The following is a 13,541-nucleotide window of genomic DNA, read 5'->3' as shown; positions in this document are numbered from 1 at the left end:
AGGTATTTCGGATCTCTTTTCGACGAGGTATCCCGCTGCCTGGCCATTTTATCGTGCTTTCGACCAAAGGGGATATCGTTTTTCCGTGAAAATTGTTACGCCGAATCCACCTTTGGCGCCGGCATCTAGAATCCGCCCTCTTCCTCCGCGACCAGAATTTCCCGCTTGCCGGCGTGATTCGCCTGCCCAACGATGCCTTCGAGTTCCATCCGTTCCATCAACGACGCCGCGCGGTTGTAGCCGATTTGCAGCCGCCGCTGAATGTAGGAAGTCGAGGCCTTGCGGTCGCGCTTGACGATCGCAACCGCCTGCGCGAACAGGTCGCCGCCGCCATCGCCGCCCATACCGGTGGAATCGAACACCGCGCCGTCTTCGTCGGTCGGTTCTTCCGCCGTGACCGCTTCCAGATATTCCGGCTGACCCTGCGTCTTGAGGTGACGCACCACCTTTTCGACTTCTTCGTCGGAGACGAACGGCCCGTGCACGCGGCTGATGCGTCCGCCGCCGGCCATATAGAGCATGTCGCCCTGGCCGAGCAGTTGCTCGGCACCCATCTCGCCGAGGATGGTGCGGCTGTCGATTTTCGAGGTGACCTGAAACGAGATACGGGTCGGGAAGTTCGCCTTGATGGTGCCCGTGATGACGTCGACCGAGGGACGCTGGGTTGCGAGGATCACGTGCAGGCCGGCGGCACGCGCCATCTGGGCAAGACGCTGCACCGCGCCTTCGATGTCCTTGCCGGCCACCATCATCAGGTCGGCCATTTCGTCGACGATGATGACGATATAGGGCAGCGGCTCGAGGTCGAGCTTTTCTTCCTCGTAGATCGCCTTGCCGGTTTCCTTGTCGAAGCCGGTATGCACCGTGCGCGTCAATTCTTCGCCCTTGCCCTTGGCTTCGACGAGGCGCTGGTTGTAGCCGTCGATGTTGCGCACACCGAGCTTGGCCATTTTCTTGTAGCGCTCCTCCATCTCGCGCACAGCCCATTTCAGCGCCACCACGGCCTTCTTTGGATCGGTCACAACCGGCGTGAGAAGGTGCGGGATGCCGTCATAGACGGAGAGTTCGAGCATTTTTGGATCGACCATGATCAGGCGGCACTGATCCGGGCGCAAACGATAGACCAGGCTCAGGATCATGGTGTTGATCGCGACCGATTTGCCGGAGCCAGTGGTGCCGGCGATCAGCATATGCGGCGTGCGCGCGAGATCGATGATGATGGACTCGCCGCCGATGTTCTTGCCAAGGCAGAGCGGAAGCTTCGCGTGCGACTCGTCCTTCGTGGTCAGCAGCTCGCGCAGGTAAACCTTTTCGCGATGTGCATTCGGCAGTTCGATGCCGATGGCATTGCGGCCGGCGACCACGGCGACGCGGGCCGAGAGCGCACTCATCGAGCGGGCAATATCGTCGGCAAGGCCAATTACGCGCGAGGATTTGATGCCGGGCGCCGGCTCGAGTTCGTAGAGCGTCACGACCGGTCCGGGGTTGGCCTTGACGATCTCGCCGCGGACGCCGAAATCGCCGAGCACGCCTTCCAGTGCGCGCGAGTTAGCCTCCAACTCGGCCTTGCCCAGCGGCTGGCGGTCCGACGCCTTGGGCGCTGTGAGCACCGAGACCGAAGGCAGTTCAAATTTTTCGGACTTGCGCGCAGCCGCCCGCGGTGCGGCTTTCTTGCGCGGTGCGCGCGCGGCCGGGACTTCCTCTTCCTCGTCTTCCTCGTCTTCCTCGTCCTCGAATTCCTCGTCCTGCGGAGCCAGGGCCGGCGCAGCACGGCCGCAGAGGCTCGGTTCCTGACGTTCGAACGAGGCTGTGCGAGGTGGCGGCGAACTCGACACCAGCGATCGGTAGGCCGTGCTCATCAGCCATCCGAGCCGCGCCTTTGCACTCATCAGGGCATGGTACGCCCATCCGAGCGACACCGAACTGCGATCCCCTACTTCCACAAAGGGCGCGTCGTCGTCCTCGATCGGCGTCAGCTCTTCATCTCTCGGGCGCGAGCCCCAGCCGCTGGCGAACAGAAAGGCGGCGCACATCGCCACGAACAGGATGATGCCGAGCACGAGACGATAGGTGAAGCCGGCCGGACCGAACACCACGGCCGGCGCCCGCACCAGCGCGTCGCCGACGACGCCGCCAAGGCCGGTCGGCAGCGCCCACGCGCCGCCATGCGGCCAGCAGCTTGCAAAGCCTGCTGCGATCACCGTGCAGAGAATCCAGCATCCAAGGCGCAGCGCTTCGCGGTCGAAGGTGCGATGGGTCAGCATGCGCCAGCCCCACACGGCGACGGGGAGGATCAGCATGATCGCGCCGAGGCCGAGAATCTGCATCAACAGATCGGCGCCGATCGCGCCGGGGTAGCCGAGAACGTTGCGGATCGGACGCGACGTTGCGTGGCTCAGGCTTGGGTCCTGTACCGACCACGTCATCAGCGCCGCCGCGGCCACGCCGGACAGCGCGATCAGGCTGAGGCCTGCGAGTTCGCGCAGCCGCCGCGCCAGCGCCTCGCGGATCGAGACCGGCAGATGGCCGACCAGGGGAATGACACGTTCGATCGCTGGCATGCTCATGGGGCCCTGCGATTAATCCAGAATTTCGACCAGCCGATGCAATGCCTCGGCCGTTGATTCACTATCTGAGACCAGCGCGAGGCGGATGTAGCCCGCGCCGGGGTTGAAGCCATCGTTCTGCGGCCGCGACAGATAACTGCCGGGGATCACGCGGACCCCCGCATCCCGATAGAGTTTCACCGCTGTCGCCTCGTCGCCGCCGCGGTCGGAGACGTCGAGCCAGACGCAGAAGCCGCCGGCGGGCCGCACATAGCCATAGCGGCTACCGAGAATCTGGTCGGCGAGGTCGAACTTAATGCGGTAAAGCCTGCGGTTTTCTTCGACGTGCGCTTCGTCGCTATAGGCGGCGACCGCGACGTGCTGCAGCGGCACCGGCACCTGGGGGGCAGCGACATTGCGCAATTCGTGAAAGGCTGCGAGAAACTTGCTGTCGCCGGCGGCAAAGCCGACGCGCATGCCGGGCAGGTTCGAGCGTTTTGACAGCGACTGGAACGCGACGACGTTGGTGAAGTCGGGTCCGGCACATTCCAGCGCACTGCCCGGCGCCTGCCGGGTGTAGATTTCCGAGTAGCACTCGTCGCTCAGGATCATGAAGCCATGGCGGTCGGCAAGTTTCTTCAAGCGGATGAAGTAGTCGCGCGAGGCGACCGCGCCTTGCGGATTGGCCGGCGAGGCAATGAACATCGCCACCGTCCGGGCCAGCGTCGCCTCGTCGAGCGCATCGAGATCCGGCAAAAATCCGTTGGCGAGCGTGGTCGGCAGGTAGATCAGCTCGCAACCGGCGGCGCGGGCGCCCGCGCCATAGGCCGGATAAAACGGATTGGGCATCAGGATCGCGGGCCTGCCCTTGCGGGGGCCGACATAGCGGGCGGCGGTGATCGCAGCGAAGAACAGCCCCTCGCGGCTGCCGTTCAGCACCAGGATTTCACTCTCGGGATCGACCGGCCGGGGCAGATCGAACCGGGCGGTTAGCCAGCTTGCGGCGGCGCGCCGGAACGGCTCGATACCCTTGGCGAGGGGATAGCGGCCGAAATCAGCGATGTGTTTCGCCAGGACCGGCCCGACAAAATCTGGCACCGGGTGCTGCGGCTCACCCAAGGAAAGCGTAATCAATGGCTTGGCGGGCCGATAGGGGGCCAGCAACTCGGTCGTCCGCAGAAAGGGCGAACGTTCGGCCTGACCGGCAGATACGCTGCCGGCGCCCTGCGCCACGCCGGAAGAGGCGGTCATTGCCATGTCTGAAACGCCAGCACTTTCAATAGCGGCCGAGGGACTTACCCGATGGCCGGAAACACATCAAACCACCATAGATACGGCGAGGTTAAGACGCGATTAACCATCGGTGCGGAGGGGCCTTTTCCGGCCTTTCCACCCTTGGACAACCCTTCCTAAAAAACGGTGTCCAAAAAGCCATCGAGGATGGCCGAGTGATGATTCCCCGAGCGAGCCGTGGCGGTCCGAAAACCAGACCGGGCACGGCGCAAGCCACCGCACCATGTCACGCGTGAGTTCCGTGATTTGACGGCTATCTTGGTGTCACCGCCCCGGCAGCCGTTCAAAACTCGGCATCCCCTCGGGCACATGGTGGAAGGCCTGCTTGTCGATCGTGTAGATCGCCATCTGCGGGTCGAACAGGGCAGGGTCGTCGAAGGTTCCGACCTTCAGCACGATCGCTGACAATCCGGGCACCTTGGTCACCATGTGCGTGCCGCATTCCGCGCAGAATTCGCGCGTCACGGCGCGCTCAAGGTCGCTGCGGGTGAACTGCTTCGGCTGGCTTGCGGTGTATTTGAAGCCGGTCACCGGCATCGCCACGAATATGTTCGGCCCGCCGCCGGAGATGTATTGGCATTCGCGGCAGTGGCACTGCGCCTTCATCATCGGCTCGCCTTCAGCCTCGTAGCGCACCTTGCCGCAATAGCATCCGCCTTCAAGCTTCATGACGCTTCTCCCTTTTGTTATCGTCCGGCAAACTATCTTGGTAGCCTTCCGACTCAGCGGTAACCTCGTCCCATCCCGTTCTGCCAAGTTCGTTCTCAACCCATTTCGCACGCAATGACGAATCAGGGGGGATTGATCGGTCCGAAGCTGAGGTCATCGAACAAGGCGATGATCTGAGCGTCGCGGCCAGCAGTCTTTAGTGCTTGGCTCAGGCATCCCGCGCCTGAGCGCGTAAATACGAAGTGAAGTTCGGTTTCAGTCATCACGGCTCCTCGACCGACGAACTCTGATAGTCACCAAAGTCCAGCGTCTATCCGGATTCAACTGAAAATTGTAGTCTCCAAGCAAAAAGAAAGGGGCTCCAACTTGCGCTGGAGCCCCTCAACGGTCAGGGCATTGCCGGGTATGTGCCCGGACCGGAGTTGTGGATGCGACCCCTTGGGGATCGCACCCCGGGAGAACTTACATGTTGTAGGCGCGCTCGGTGTGCTCGGTGACGTCGAGGCCTTCACGCTCGGTTTCGACGTTGACGCGCAGGCCGACGATCACGTCGACCACCTTGTAGAGGATCGCCGAACCGATGCCCGACCACACCAGCGTGGTGCAGACGCCCCAGAGCTGCGAGGTCATCTGGGCCGCGAAGTCGTAGTCGGCGATCTTGCCCACCGCGTAATCCATGATGCCGGTACCGCCGAGGGCCGGATTCACCAGGATGCCGGTGCCGAGCGCGCCGACGATGCCGCCGATGCAGTGGACGCCAAACACGTCGAGCGAGTCGTCATAGCCAAGCGCATTCTTCACCACGGTGCAGAAGAACAGGCAGACGACGCCGACGACGAGACCGAGCACGATCGCGCCCATCGGACCGGCGTAGCCGGCAGCAGGGGTGACCGCCACGAGGCCTGCCACTGCACCCGACAACGCGCCGAGCACGGAAGGATGACCCTTGACGATCCATTCCGCGAACATCCAGGCCATCGCCGCCGCTGCGGTTGCAACGAAGGAGTTGGTCATGGCGAGCGCGGCGCCACCGGAGGCCTCCAGGTTTGATCCGGCGTTGAAGCCGAACCAGCCGACCCAGAGCAGCGAAGCGCCGATCATGGTCATGGTCAGCGAGTGCGGAGCCATCAGCTCCTTGCCGTAGCCGACGCGCTTGCCGATCAGCAGCGCACCGACGAGACCGGCGATACCGGCATTGATGTGCACCACGGTGCCGCCGGCGAAGTCGATCGCGCCCTTCTTGAAGATCCAGCCAGCATCGGCGTTGACTTCGTCGAGCTTGGCCTGCGCGGCGGTCTTCGCCGCGCCGTCAGCCGCAGCCGCAAGCGCCTTGGCTGCATCCGAAATCGCGTCCGGACCGGCCCAGTACCAGACCATGTGCGCGATCGGGAAGTAGATCAGGGTGACCCAGAGCGGGATGAACAGCGCGATCGCCGCAAACTTCATCCGCTCGGCGAACGCGCCGACGATGAGGGCGGGGGTGATCGCCGCGAAAGTCATCTGGAAGCAGACATAGACCAGCTCGGAGATGTTGGCGTCGACGCTGAAGGTCGCCGCTTTCGAATCCGTCGTCACGCCCATCAGGAAGGCTTTTGAGAAGCCGCCGATGAAATCGGAACCTCCGGTGAAAGCGAGGCTGTAGCCGTAGAGCGCCCAGAGCAGGGTAACGATGCAGACGGTGTAGAACACCTGCATCAGGACCGAGAGCATGTTCTTGGAACGGACGAGACCGCCATAGAACAGCGCCAGGCCGGGAATGGTCATCAACAGCACCAGCACTGTCGACGTCAGCATCCAGGCGTTGTCGCCCTTGTTGACGGTTGGTTCGGCGTAGGCCGCGGTCGCGGCGAACAGGCCGACCGCGAGGGCCGCCAGTCCCGCGCTATAGGGACGTTTAAACGTCATTTGGTTTACTCCTGAGTGTAAGGTTTGAGCGCGAAATCAGAGGGCCGCGGCATCCGCCTCACCCGTGCGGATGCGCACCGCATGGTCGAGGTTGATGACGAAGATCTTGCCGTCGCCGATCTGGCCGGTCTTGGCAGCGGACGTGATGGCGTCGATGGTCTTGTCGACCTGATCCGAGGCGACAGCGACCTCGATCTTGATCTTGGGCAGGAAACTCACGGCGTATTCGGCGCCGCGGTAGATTTCCGTGTGGCCCTTCTGGCGCCCATACCCTTTGACTTCCGTCACCGTGAGACCGTGAACGCCAATGGCGGTCAGGGCGTCACGGACTTCTTCGAGCTTGAATGGCTTGATGATCGCCATAACAATTTTCATGGGTCCTATCCCCGCTTGGGCCCGGTTCAGACCGACCGGGCGTTCTCGACTGAGGTTCACCACGCGGAGATGTTCACTACGCGGGCACAGCCAGGACCCTTAGAATCAAATGCCGTGCCAGATCGGGACCGGTCCCTAACAGATTATGAATCCGGCCCTTTTCGCTCTTTGCGGGAATTGCACGTTCCTGCGCCATTCCGTCGCGCCCAAAGCGTAGTCAGGTTTGCTCAAATCGTGGGCAGGCCAGACCAGCGACACAAATCCCTGCTCAGAGGCAGTGCAAGAAAGTGGTAACGGGGTGGGCGGCCTATTGCAGCGCTTCGCCATGCTGCGAGATATCGAGGCCTTCCAGTTCCTGCTGCATCGACACCCGCAGCGGCGCGAACACGCCCACCAGCTTGAGCAGCACAAAGGTGACCCCGCCGGACCACACCAGCGTGGCGACGATCCCGTAGAGCTGGATCAGGACCTGTTGCGCATTGCCCTCGATCAGCCCCGCGGTGCCGCCGATCGCGTTCACCGCAAATACGCCGGCGAGCAATGTGCCGGTCAATCCGCCGATGCCGTGGACGCCGAACACGTCGAGCGAGTCGTCATATTTGAAGCGCTGCTTGAGCCAGGTGCAGGCCCAGAAGCAGAGCGTTCCCGCAACGACGCCGATCAAGACGCCGTGCCACGGTGCAACGTATCCGGAGGCCGGCGTGATGGTGCCAAGACCCGCAACGGCACCTGATATCATGCCGAGTACGGACGGCTTGCGTCGCGTCGCCCATTCGATCGCGGCCCAGGTCAGCGCGCCGGCGCAGGCGGCCAGATGTGTCGCGGTGATCGCCATCACCGCGCGCGAGTTCGCGGCCAGTGCCGATCCGCCATTGAAGCCGAACCAGCCGACCCACAGCAATCCGGTGCCGATCACGGCAAGCGAAAGGTCGAATGGCGCCAGATTCTCGCTGCCATAGCCGTGACGCCGCCCCATCACCGTCGCGGCAACCAGGCCGCCGATGCCGGCGGAAAGATGCACGACAAGGCCGCCGGCGAAATCCAGCACGCCCATGGTCGCGAGGAAACCGCCGCCCCACACCCAGTGTGCGAGCGGCACATAGACGAACATGAACCAGCCGACCGAAAACAGCAGATAGGCCGAAAACCGCATTCGGTCCGCCACCGCGCCGGCCACCAGCGCCACCGTGATGATCGCAAATGTCATCTGGTACAGCATGAAAAGCGCTTCCGGTATCGTCTTCGCCGCCGGATTGACGCTCTCCATCGTCATTCCGATCAGAAACCAGCGATCGAGCGTGCCGATCCAGGGACCGTCGCCGACGAAGGCCAGCGAATAGCCGAAAGCCACCCAGAGAATCGAGATGATCGCCACGGCAGCGAGGCTCTGCGCCATTGTCGCCAGCACATTCTTCTTGCGCACCATGCCGGAGTAGAACAGCGCCAGGCCCGGCATCGTCATCATCAACACCAATGCGGTGGCGACGATCATCCACGCGGTGTCGGCAGCATTGATGGTGGACGTCTCGGCGGCCAGGGCCGGAGTCGCGAACGAGCTCGCCGCAAGCTTGATGAGCGCAGCATTCGCCACTGCGCGATACGATGGTGCCCCCATGGAATTCCCCCGGCCTGTTGTCGTGTCGTTGTCGTTTCTTGGCTTCTCGGCGTCGTTGCCATCGCGCCTTGAATTCGGTGATATCTCAGAGCGCGTCGCTATCGGTCTCGCCGGTGCGGATTCGCAGGGCGTGGTCGATCGGCGTGACGAAGATCTTGCCGTCGCCGATCTGCCCGGTACGCGCGTTTGCGGTAATGACCTCGACGGCCTTGTCGGCAACGTCGGAAGCGACTGCGATTTCGATTCGGAGCTTGGGCAGGAAGTTCACGACATACTCGGCGCCGCGATAGATTTCGGTGTGACCCTTCTGGCGGCCGTAGCCCTTGACCTCGGTCACCGTCATGCCGTGGACGCCGATGGCGGTCAGCGCCTGGCGCACCTCGTCAAGCTTGAAGGGTTTGATGATTGCAACGACGAGTTTCATGGTCAGGCCTTTATTTCCCTGGATATTTCTTGAGCACTCGGCGGGCTGGCCGCCCGGCGGCTCGCTGCCGACGCAAATCTGGCATCTTTCTGGGCAAATGGCACAAAAAAGTTGCAGGTAGAAGGGGAAAACATTTCGAGCAGGTGACATCGATCACTGTACAGGCGGCCGGATCGTCCGCCAAAATGCTGTTTCACCGCCCGCCGTCCGGCCGGCTTCTCTCCACGGCTCAAGGGACCAAGACGAAAATGTCGAACCGATCGTGGTTTTATGCATCCAGCGGCCAGCAACAGGGCCCTTATCCGGAAGCCCAGCTTCGCGACCTCATTACCCGGGGCACGGTCAGCGCGGATACGTTGGTCTGGACCGAGGGGATGTCGGGCTGGCAGCGGGCCGGCGACATTCCCGGCCTGGTACCCGGCGGCTCAGGTCCGCCCTTCATGCCGCATCCCGGTGGCCCACCGTCCATGGCCGGGAGCTATAGCGGAGGTCCGCTGTCGATCGACTTCGGGATCCTGGAGTTTACGTGGCGCTTTCTGGTGCTCGTGGTCGGTCTCATCTTCATCATCCCGGGCCCATGGGTCGTGGTGTGGTTCAGCAAATGGATCGTCTCGTGCGTGCGCGTGCCGGGAAGACCGAATCTAGGCTTCTTGGGCGAGGCGATGACCATCGTTCCCTGGTATTTTGGCTTCGTCGTTCTCATGATTGGCGTTGGCATGATCGGCAGCCAATTGCTCAGCAACCTGATGATCCTCGTTCAGATGGCCCTGTACTGGTTGTTTCTCAAATGGTTCATCGCGAATCTCGCGTCCAACGGGCAACCACTCGAGCTCACTTTCTCCGGCCCGATCTGGACTTACCTCGGCTGGACCATTCTTGCGGCTATCTCCGTCATCACCATCATCGGCTGGGCCTGGGTTTACGTTGCCTGGATGCGCTGGTTTTGCCGGAACATCCAGGGCACGCGGCGCGAAGTCCTCTTCATTGGCAGCGGCCTGGAGTTTCTGTGGCGCGCAATCGTGGCGGCTTTCGCCAGCATCTTCATCATCCCGATACCGTGGGTGTATCGATGGATCTCACAGTGGCTGGCGTCGCAGACTGTTTTGGCTGAGAGAGGCGCATCGGCCAACGGCTAATGCTCACTTGCGCTGGCGCACCGAGCCTTCCTGGGCCACCGATGCCACCAATCTGCCGTCGGGCTTGAAGATCAGGCCGCGGGTCAATCCGCGGCCGTCTTGTGCGCTTGGCGAGTCCTGCGCGTAGAGCAGCCATTCGTCGGCGCGGAACGGCCGGTGAAACCACATGGCGTGATCGAGGCTCGCCGGCATCATGCGCTTGTCGAACAGGGTGCGGCCGTAGCGCGCCATCACCGCATCGAGCAGCGAGAAATCCGACGCATAGGCCAGCGCGCACAAATGCAGCGCTGGATCGTCGGGCAGCTTGGCCGCGGTGCGGATCCAGACATGGATGCGCCCGTCGTCGATCTTCTGGCCGAAATAGCGGCCGAGCTCGACCGGGCGCAATTCGATCGGCCGGTCGGATTCGTAATAGCGGCGGATGAATTCCGGCATCTCGCGGAACATCGGCTGCTTCGATACTTCTTCCGCCGTGAGCTTTTCCGGCGGCGGGACATCCGGCATCTTTTCCTGATGGTTGAACGCGCCTTCCTCTTCCGCATGGAACGACACCATGATCGAGAAGATCGCATTGCCATGCTGAATAGCGGTGACGCGACGGGTCGAATAGCTCTTGCCGTCACGTAGCCGCTCGACCTGGTAGATGATCGGGATCTGCGGATCGCCGGGCAGGATGAAATAGCAATGGATTGAATGCGGCAGGCGGCCCTCGACGGTGCGGCATGCCGCCACCATCGCCTGTCCGATCACCTGTCCGCCGAACACCCGCTGCCAGCTCGTTTTCGGGCTGTTGCCGCGGAACAGGTTCACCTCGAGCTGTTCGAGATCGAGGATGGAAATCAGGTCAATAAGGCCCTTGGACATTGGGAGTGCTTTCAGTTGAATTCTTTCGTCATTCCGGGGCGATGCGAAGCATCGAACTCGGAATCTCGTGCCAAACCTTTGGATTCCGGGTTCACGCTGGCGCGCGCCCCGGAATGACGATCCAGCTAACCATCCTTGTTTCTCGGCCCTGTTTCGCCCAGCTAATATCAGGTAGCAAGTCTGGTCTAATGTGACGAAGTAACCGGGTAAGGATCGCATGGCGGCACAGCGAAGCATTGTCATCTGCGGCGGCGCCTTTGCCGGGTTGGCGCTGGCGTTGGCGTTCCGTCAGGGCCTTGGCGCGGATATTCCAGTCATCGTGGCCGATCCGGCACTTGCCACGCGGCCAAGCCGCGATCCGCGGGCGACCGCCATTGTCGCCGCATGCCGGCGGTTGTTCGAGGCGCTCGGCGTCTGGGACCAGGTAGCAGGGGATTCGCAAGCCATCCTCGACATGGTCGTCACCGATTCCAGGCTGGAGGATGCCACCCGTCCGGTGTTCCTGACCTTTGCGGGAGATGTCGAGCCCGGCGAACCCTTCGCCCACATGGTCGAAAACCGCCGGCTGATCGATGCGCTGGTCGCGCGTGCCGAGGCTGAAGGCGTTGATCTCCGGGCCACGGCGATTTCGACCTACGATTCACGCTCCGATGGTGTCACCGTGACGCTCGCGGATGGCAATGTGGTCGAGGCAAGCCTGCTGGTGGCTGCCGATGGCGCACGCTCGCGGCTGCGCGAGCGCGCCGGCATCACCACCCATGGCTGGGATTACGATCAATCCGGCATCGTCGTCACCGTCGGCCATGAGCGGGATCATCACGGCCGCGCCGAAGAGCATTTTCTTCCCGCAGGTCCGTTCGCGATCTTGCCGCTGACCGGAAAGCGCTCGTCGCTGGTGTGGTCCGAGAATCGCGCTGAAGCCGCACGCATCACCGCGCTTGGCGAAGCCGAATTCCACGATGAACTCGAGAAGCGCTTCGGGTTGCACCTTGGCGAGATCAGGGCGCTGGACAAGCCGCGCGCATTTCCGCTCGGCTATTTCGTTGCGCGCTCGTTCATCGCCGAGCGGCTGGCGCTCGTCGGCGATGCCGCGCACGTGATCCATCCGATCGCGGGGCAGGGCCTCAACATGGGCCTGAAGGATGTCGCGGCGCTGGCCGAAGTCGTGGTCGATGCGGCCCGGCTCGGCATCGATCCCGGGCAGGCCGATGTGCTCGACCGCTACCAGCGCTGGCGGCGCTTCGACACCATGGCGATGGGGCTCGCCACCAATTCGCTGAACTTCCTGTTCTCGAATGAATCGACGCTGCTGCGGACCGTGCGCGATATCGGGCTCGGTCTCGTCGATCGCGCGCCACCGCTGAAGAGCCTGTTCATCCGCCAGGCCGCGGGACTGTCAGGCGAAGTGCCGCGGCTGTTGAAGGGCGAGGTGCTGTAGAGGGCGAATAGGGAATGGCGAATGGAAGTTTCGCCATTCGCTATTCGCCACTCCCTATTCGCCTCAGTCGATCTTCCTTGCCTCTTCCGGCAGCATGATCGGGATGCCGTCGCGAATGGGATAGGCGAGCTTGGCTGAGCGCGAGATCAGTTCCTGCCTCGTCGAATCGAATTCGAGCGGACCCTTGGTCACCGGACAGACCAGGATCTCCAGCAATTTTGGATCGACGGTGGCGTCGAGGCGTTCGGGCGTGGCATTCATTTGCAGTCTCCGGCTAGCGCTGGTCCTTAGCATATCGGATTGCAGCCTGTCATGATGCGGCGATCCGGACCAGTTCGTCGAGCACGGCCTGTTGCCGCGCCTTCGGCAAGGGCTGGTCCGACAGGGCAAAGCCGAGAAAAGCCCAATAGAGGATTTGGGCGCGCGCGCGAGCCACATCCGCAGGCAGTCCGGATTGCGTCAAAAGGCTTCCAACATAGCTGAGCCGCCGCCGGTCGATCGCCTGCACAGCAGCACGCGCGGCTGGGTCGACGCTCGCCCAGGTGCGGACCGCTCTCTCCAGGGTCAGGCGCTCGCCGAACACGCGCCGGAGCAGCAGCGCGAGCGGGTTCTCGTCTTTCGAGGCTGCCTCGACATTGGCGATGATCTGCTCGGCCGCAACCTCGTGCCAGCGCGCGAGGATCGCAGCATGGAACGCGCCGATATCGGCGAAATGCCAGTAAAAACTGCCGCGCGACACTCCTATCGCCTTGGCCAAGGGTTCCGCCTTCAGCGCGGTGAAGCCGCGGCTCGCCAATGCTTTCAGGCCCTGGTCGAGCCAGTCTTTTGCCGAGAGCTGATCGTTCATATTCCTACCATACACTACTGTATTGACAGGCGCCAGAACGCAGCGCATAACCATACAGTCCTGTATGGAGCGTTTTCGATGCGCGATCTCATTCTGCAATGCGCGGGTGTCGCTGGAATAGCGGTGGCTCTGATTCACGGCGTGCTGGGGGAAACCAAGGTGTTCGCCAGGGCGTCCATCCAGCCGGAGAGCCTGCGGACCCTGATCCGCCTCGTATGGCAGGCCGGCACGGTGGCATGGATCGGCGGCGGCGTGCTGCTGATTGCCGCGCCCTCGTTTGGATCGGAGCGCGCGCGGCACTGGATCGTCGTGACGATCGTCGCGGTCTATACCTTTGCCGCCGTCGCCAATGCCTGGTGGTCGCGTGGCCGCGGTTTTGGCTGGAAAGCGCTCGGTGCCGTCGTCGTGCTCGCCGTGGCGGGCTACTGA

Annotated in this window: 14 protein-coding genes; 3 read left to right on the top strand and 11 right to left on the bottom strand. The window is 62.8% G+C overall.

The genetic code is table 11. From position 1 onward, the window contains the following. Nucleotides 1–125 precede the first annotated feature (125 nt). The 8 genes from V1288_RS11595 to V1288_RS11560 all read right to left on the bottom strand — a co-directional run bounded on the left by V1288_RS11595 (nt 126) and on the right by V1288_RS11560 (nt 8,827). A complete protein-coding gene (locus V1288_RS11595; protein WP_334357164.1) occupies nt 126–2,567 on the bottom strand; it encodes a DNA translocase FtsK in 2,442 nt (813 codons plus the stop codon). A gap of 12 nt (nt 2,568–2,579) precedes the next feature. Next, a complete protein-coding gene (locus tag V1288_RS11590) occupies nt 2,580–3,803 on the bottom strand; it encodes an aminotransferase class I/II-fold pyridoxal phosphate-dependent enzyme (RefSeq protein WP_334357163.1) in 1,224 nt (407 codons plus the stop codon). A gap of 300 nt (nt 3,804–4,103) precedes the next feature. Then, on the bottom strand, nt 4,104–4,508 hold the full coding sequence (locus V1288_RS11585; protein WP_334357162.1) for a GFA family protein: 405 nt from the start codon (nt 4,506–4,508) through the stop codon (nt 4,104–4,106). 122 nt (nt 4,509–4,630) lie between these two features. Next, entirely contained in the window at nt 4,631–4,771 is a 141-nt protein-coding gene (locus V1288_RS11580; RefSeq protein WP_334357161.1) for a DUF1835 domain-containing protein, read from the bottom strand. Nucleotides 4,772–4,970: 199 nt separating this feature from the next. Next, on the bottom strand, nt 4,971–6,413 hold the full coding sequence (locus tag V1288_RS11575; protein WP_334357160.1) for an ammonium transporter: 1,443 nt from the start codon (nt 6,411–6,413) through the stop codon (nt 4,971–4,973). Nucleotides 6,414–6,449: 36 nt separating this feature from the next. Then, the gene (locus V1288_RS11570; RefSeq protein WP_008142813.1) at nt 6,450–6,788 is read right to left on the bottom strand and encodes a P-II family nitrogen regulator; all 339 of its coding nucleotides are present in this window, start codon (nt 6,786–6,788) and stop codon (nt 6,450–6,452) included. A gap of 307 nt (nt 6,789–7,095) precedes the next feature. Then, a complete protein-coding gene (locus V1288_RS11565; RefSeq protein WP_334357159.1) occupies nt 7,096–8,403 on the bottom strand; it encodes an ammonium transporter in 1,308 nt (435 codons plus the stop codon). 85 nt (nt 8,404–8,488) lie between these two features. Continuing rightward, nucleotides 8,489–8,827 (bottom strand): P-II family nitrogen regulator, encoded by a 339-nt coding sequence (locus tag V1288_RS11560; RefSeq protein ID WP_028348351.1) that lies wholly within the window; start codon nt 8,825–8,827, stop codon nt 8,489–8,491. Between the two features lie 248 nt (nt 8,828–9,075). Here V1288_RS11560 and V1288_RS11555 point away from each other — a divergent pair, with 248 nt between their 5' ends. Next, complete coding sequence (locus tag V1288_RS11555; RefSeq protein ID WP_334361281.1) at nt 9,076–9,963, top strand: DUF4339 domain-containing protein; 888 nt, start codon at nt 9,076–9,078, stop codon at nt 9,961–9,963. Nucleotides 9,964–9,966: 3 nt separating this feature from the next. Here the strand turns inward: V1288_RS11555 and tesB are convergent, their stop codons facing one another. Then, entirely contained in the window at nt 9,967–10,827 is an 861-nt protein-coding gene (gene tesB, locus V1288_RS11550; protein ID WP_334357158.1) for an acyl-CoA thioesterase II, read from the bottom strand. A gap of 217 nt (nt 10,828–11,044) precedes the next feature. Between tesB and V1288_RS11545 the strand changes: the two genes are divergently transcribed. Continuing rightward, entirely contained in the window at nt 11,045–12,265 is a 1,221-nt protein-coding gene (locus V1288_RS11545) for a ubiquinone biosynthesis hydroxylase (RefSeq protein ID WP_334357157.1), read from the top strand. A gap of 63 nt (nt 12,266–12,328) precedes the next feature. Here the strand turns inward: V1288_RS11545 and V1288_RS11540 are convergent, their stop codons facing one another. Continuing rightward, complete coding sequence (locus V1288_RS11540) at nt 12,329–12,526, bottom strand: Trm112 family protein (RefSeq protein ID WP_334357156.1); 198 nt, start codon at nt 12,524–12,526, stop codon at nt 12,329–12,331. Between the two features lie 49 nt (nt 12,527–12,575). Next, nucleotides 12,576–13,112 (bottom strand): TetR/AcrR family transcriptional regulator, encoded by a 537-nt coding sequence (locus tag V1288_RS11535; protein ID WP_334361280.1) that lies wholly within the window; start codon nt 13,110–13,112, stop codon nt 12,576–12,578. Nucleotides 13,113–13,190: 78 nt separating this feature from the next. Here V1288_RS11535 and V1288_RS11530 point away from each other — a divergent pair, with 78 nt between their 5' ends. After that, nucleotides 13,191–13,541, top strand: coding sequence for a hypothetical protein (locus tag V1288_RS11530; RefSeq protein ID WP_334357155.1), 351 nt, complete (start codon nt 13,191–13,193; stop codon nt 13,539–13,541).

It is taken from the genome of Bradyrhizobium sp. AZCC 2176 (assembly GCF_036924645.1).
Classification (GTDB): Bacteria; Pseudomonadota; Alphaproteobacteria; order Rhizobiales; family Xanthobacteraceae; genus Bradyrhizobium.
This window is presented reverse-complemented; position numbering and strand designations above follow the sequence as displayed.

Bases quoted from the DNA above. Each gene is read 5' to 3' on its own strand.
- V1288_RS11595 (WP_334357164.1), bottom strand. From the start codon at position 2,567: ATGAGCATGCCAGCGATCGAACGTGTCATTCCCCTGGTCGGCCATCTG.
- V1288_RS11590 (WP_334357163.1), bottom strand. From the start codon at position 3,803: ATGGCAATGACCGCCTCTTCCGGCGTGGCGCAGGGCGCCGGCAGCGTA.
- V1288_RS11585 (WP_334357162.1), bottom strand. From the start codon at position 4,508: ATGAAGCTTGAAGGCGGATGCTATTGCGGCAAGGTGCGCTACGAGGCT.
- V1288_RS11580 (WP_334357161.1), bottom strand. From the start codon at position 4,771: ATGACTGAAACCGAACTTCACTTCGTATTTACGCGCTCAGGCGCGGGA.
- V1288_RS11575 (WP_334357160.1), bottom strand. From the start codon at position 6,413: ATGACGTTTAAACGTCCCTATAGCGCGGGACTGGCGGCCCTCGCGGTC.
- V1288_RS11570 (WP_008142813.1), bottom strand. From the start codon at position 6,788: ATGAAAATTGTTATGGCGATCATCAAGCCATTCAAGCTCGAAGAAGTC.
- V1288_RS11565 (WP_334357159.1), bottom strand. From the start codon at position 8,403: ATGGGGGCACCATCGTATCGCGCAGTGGCGAATGCTGCGCTCATCAAG.
- V1288_RS11560 (WP_028348351.1), bottom strand. From the start codon at position 8,827: ATGAAACTCGTCGTTGCAATCATCAAACCCTTCAAGCTTGACGAGGTG.
- V1288_RS11555 (WP_334361281.1), top strand. From the start codon at position 9,076: ATGTCGAACCGATCGTGGTTTTATGCATCCAGCGGCCAGCAACAGGGC.
- tesB (WP_334357158.1), bottom strand. From the start codon at position 10,827: ATGTCCAAGGGCCTTATTGACCTGATTTCCATCCTCGATCTCGAACAG.
- V1288_RS11545 (WP_334357157.1), top strand. From the start codon at position 11,045: ATGGCGGCACAGCGAAGCATTGTCATCTGCGGCGGCGCCTTTGCCGGG.
- V1288_RS11540 (WP_334357156.1), bottom strand. From the start codon at position 12,526: ATGAATGCCACGCCCGAACGCCTCGACGCCACCGTCGATCCAAAATTG.
- V1288_RS11535 (WP_334361280.1), bottom strand. From the start codon at position 13,112: ATGAACGATCAGCTCTCGGCAAAAGACTGGCTCGACCAGGGCCTGAAA.
- V1288_RS11530 (WP_334357155.1), top strand. From the start codon at position 13,191: ATGCGCGATCTCATTCTGCAATGCGCGGGTGTCGCTGGAATAGCGGTG.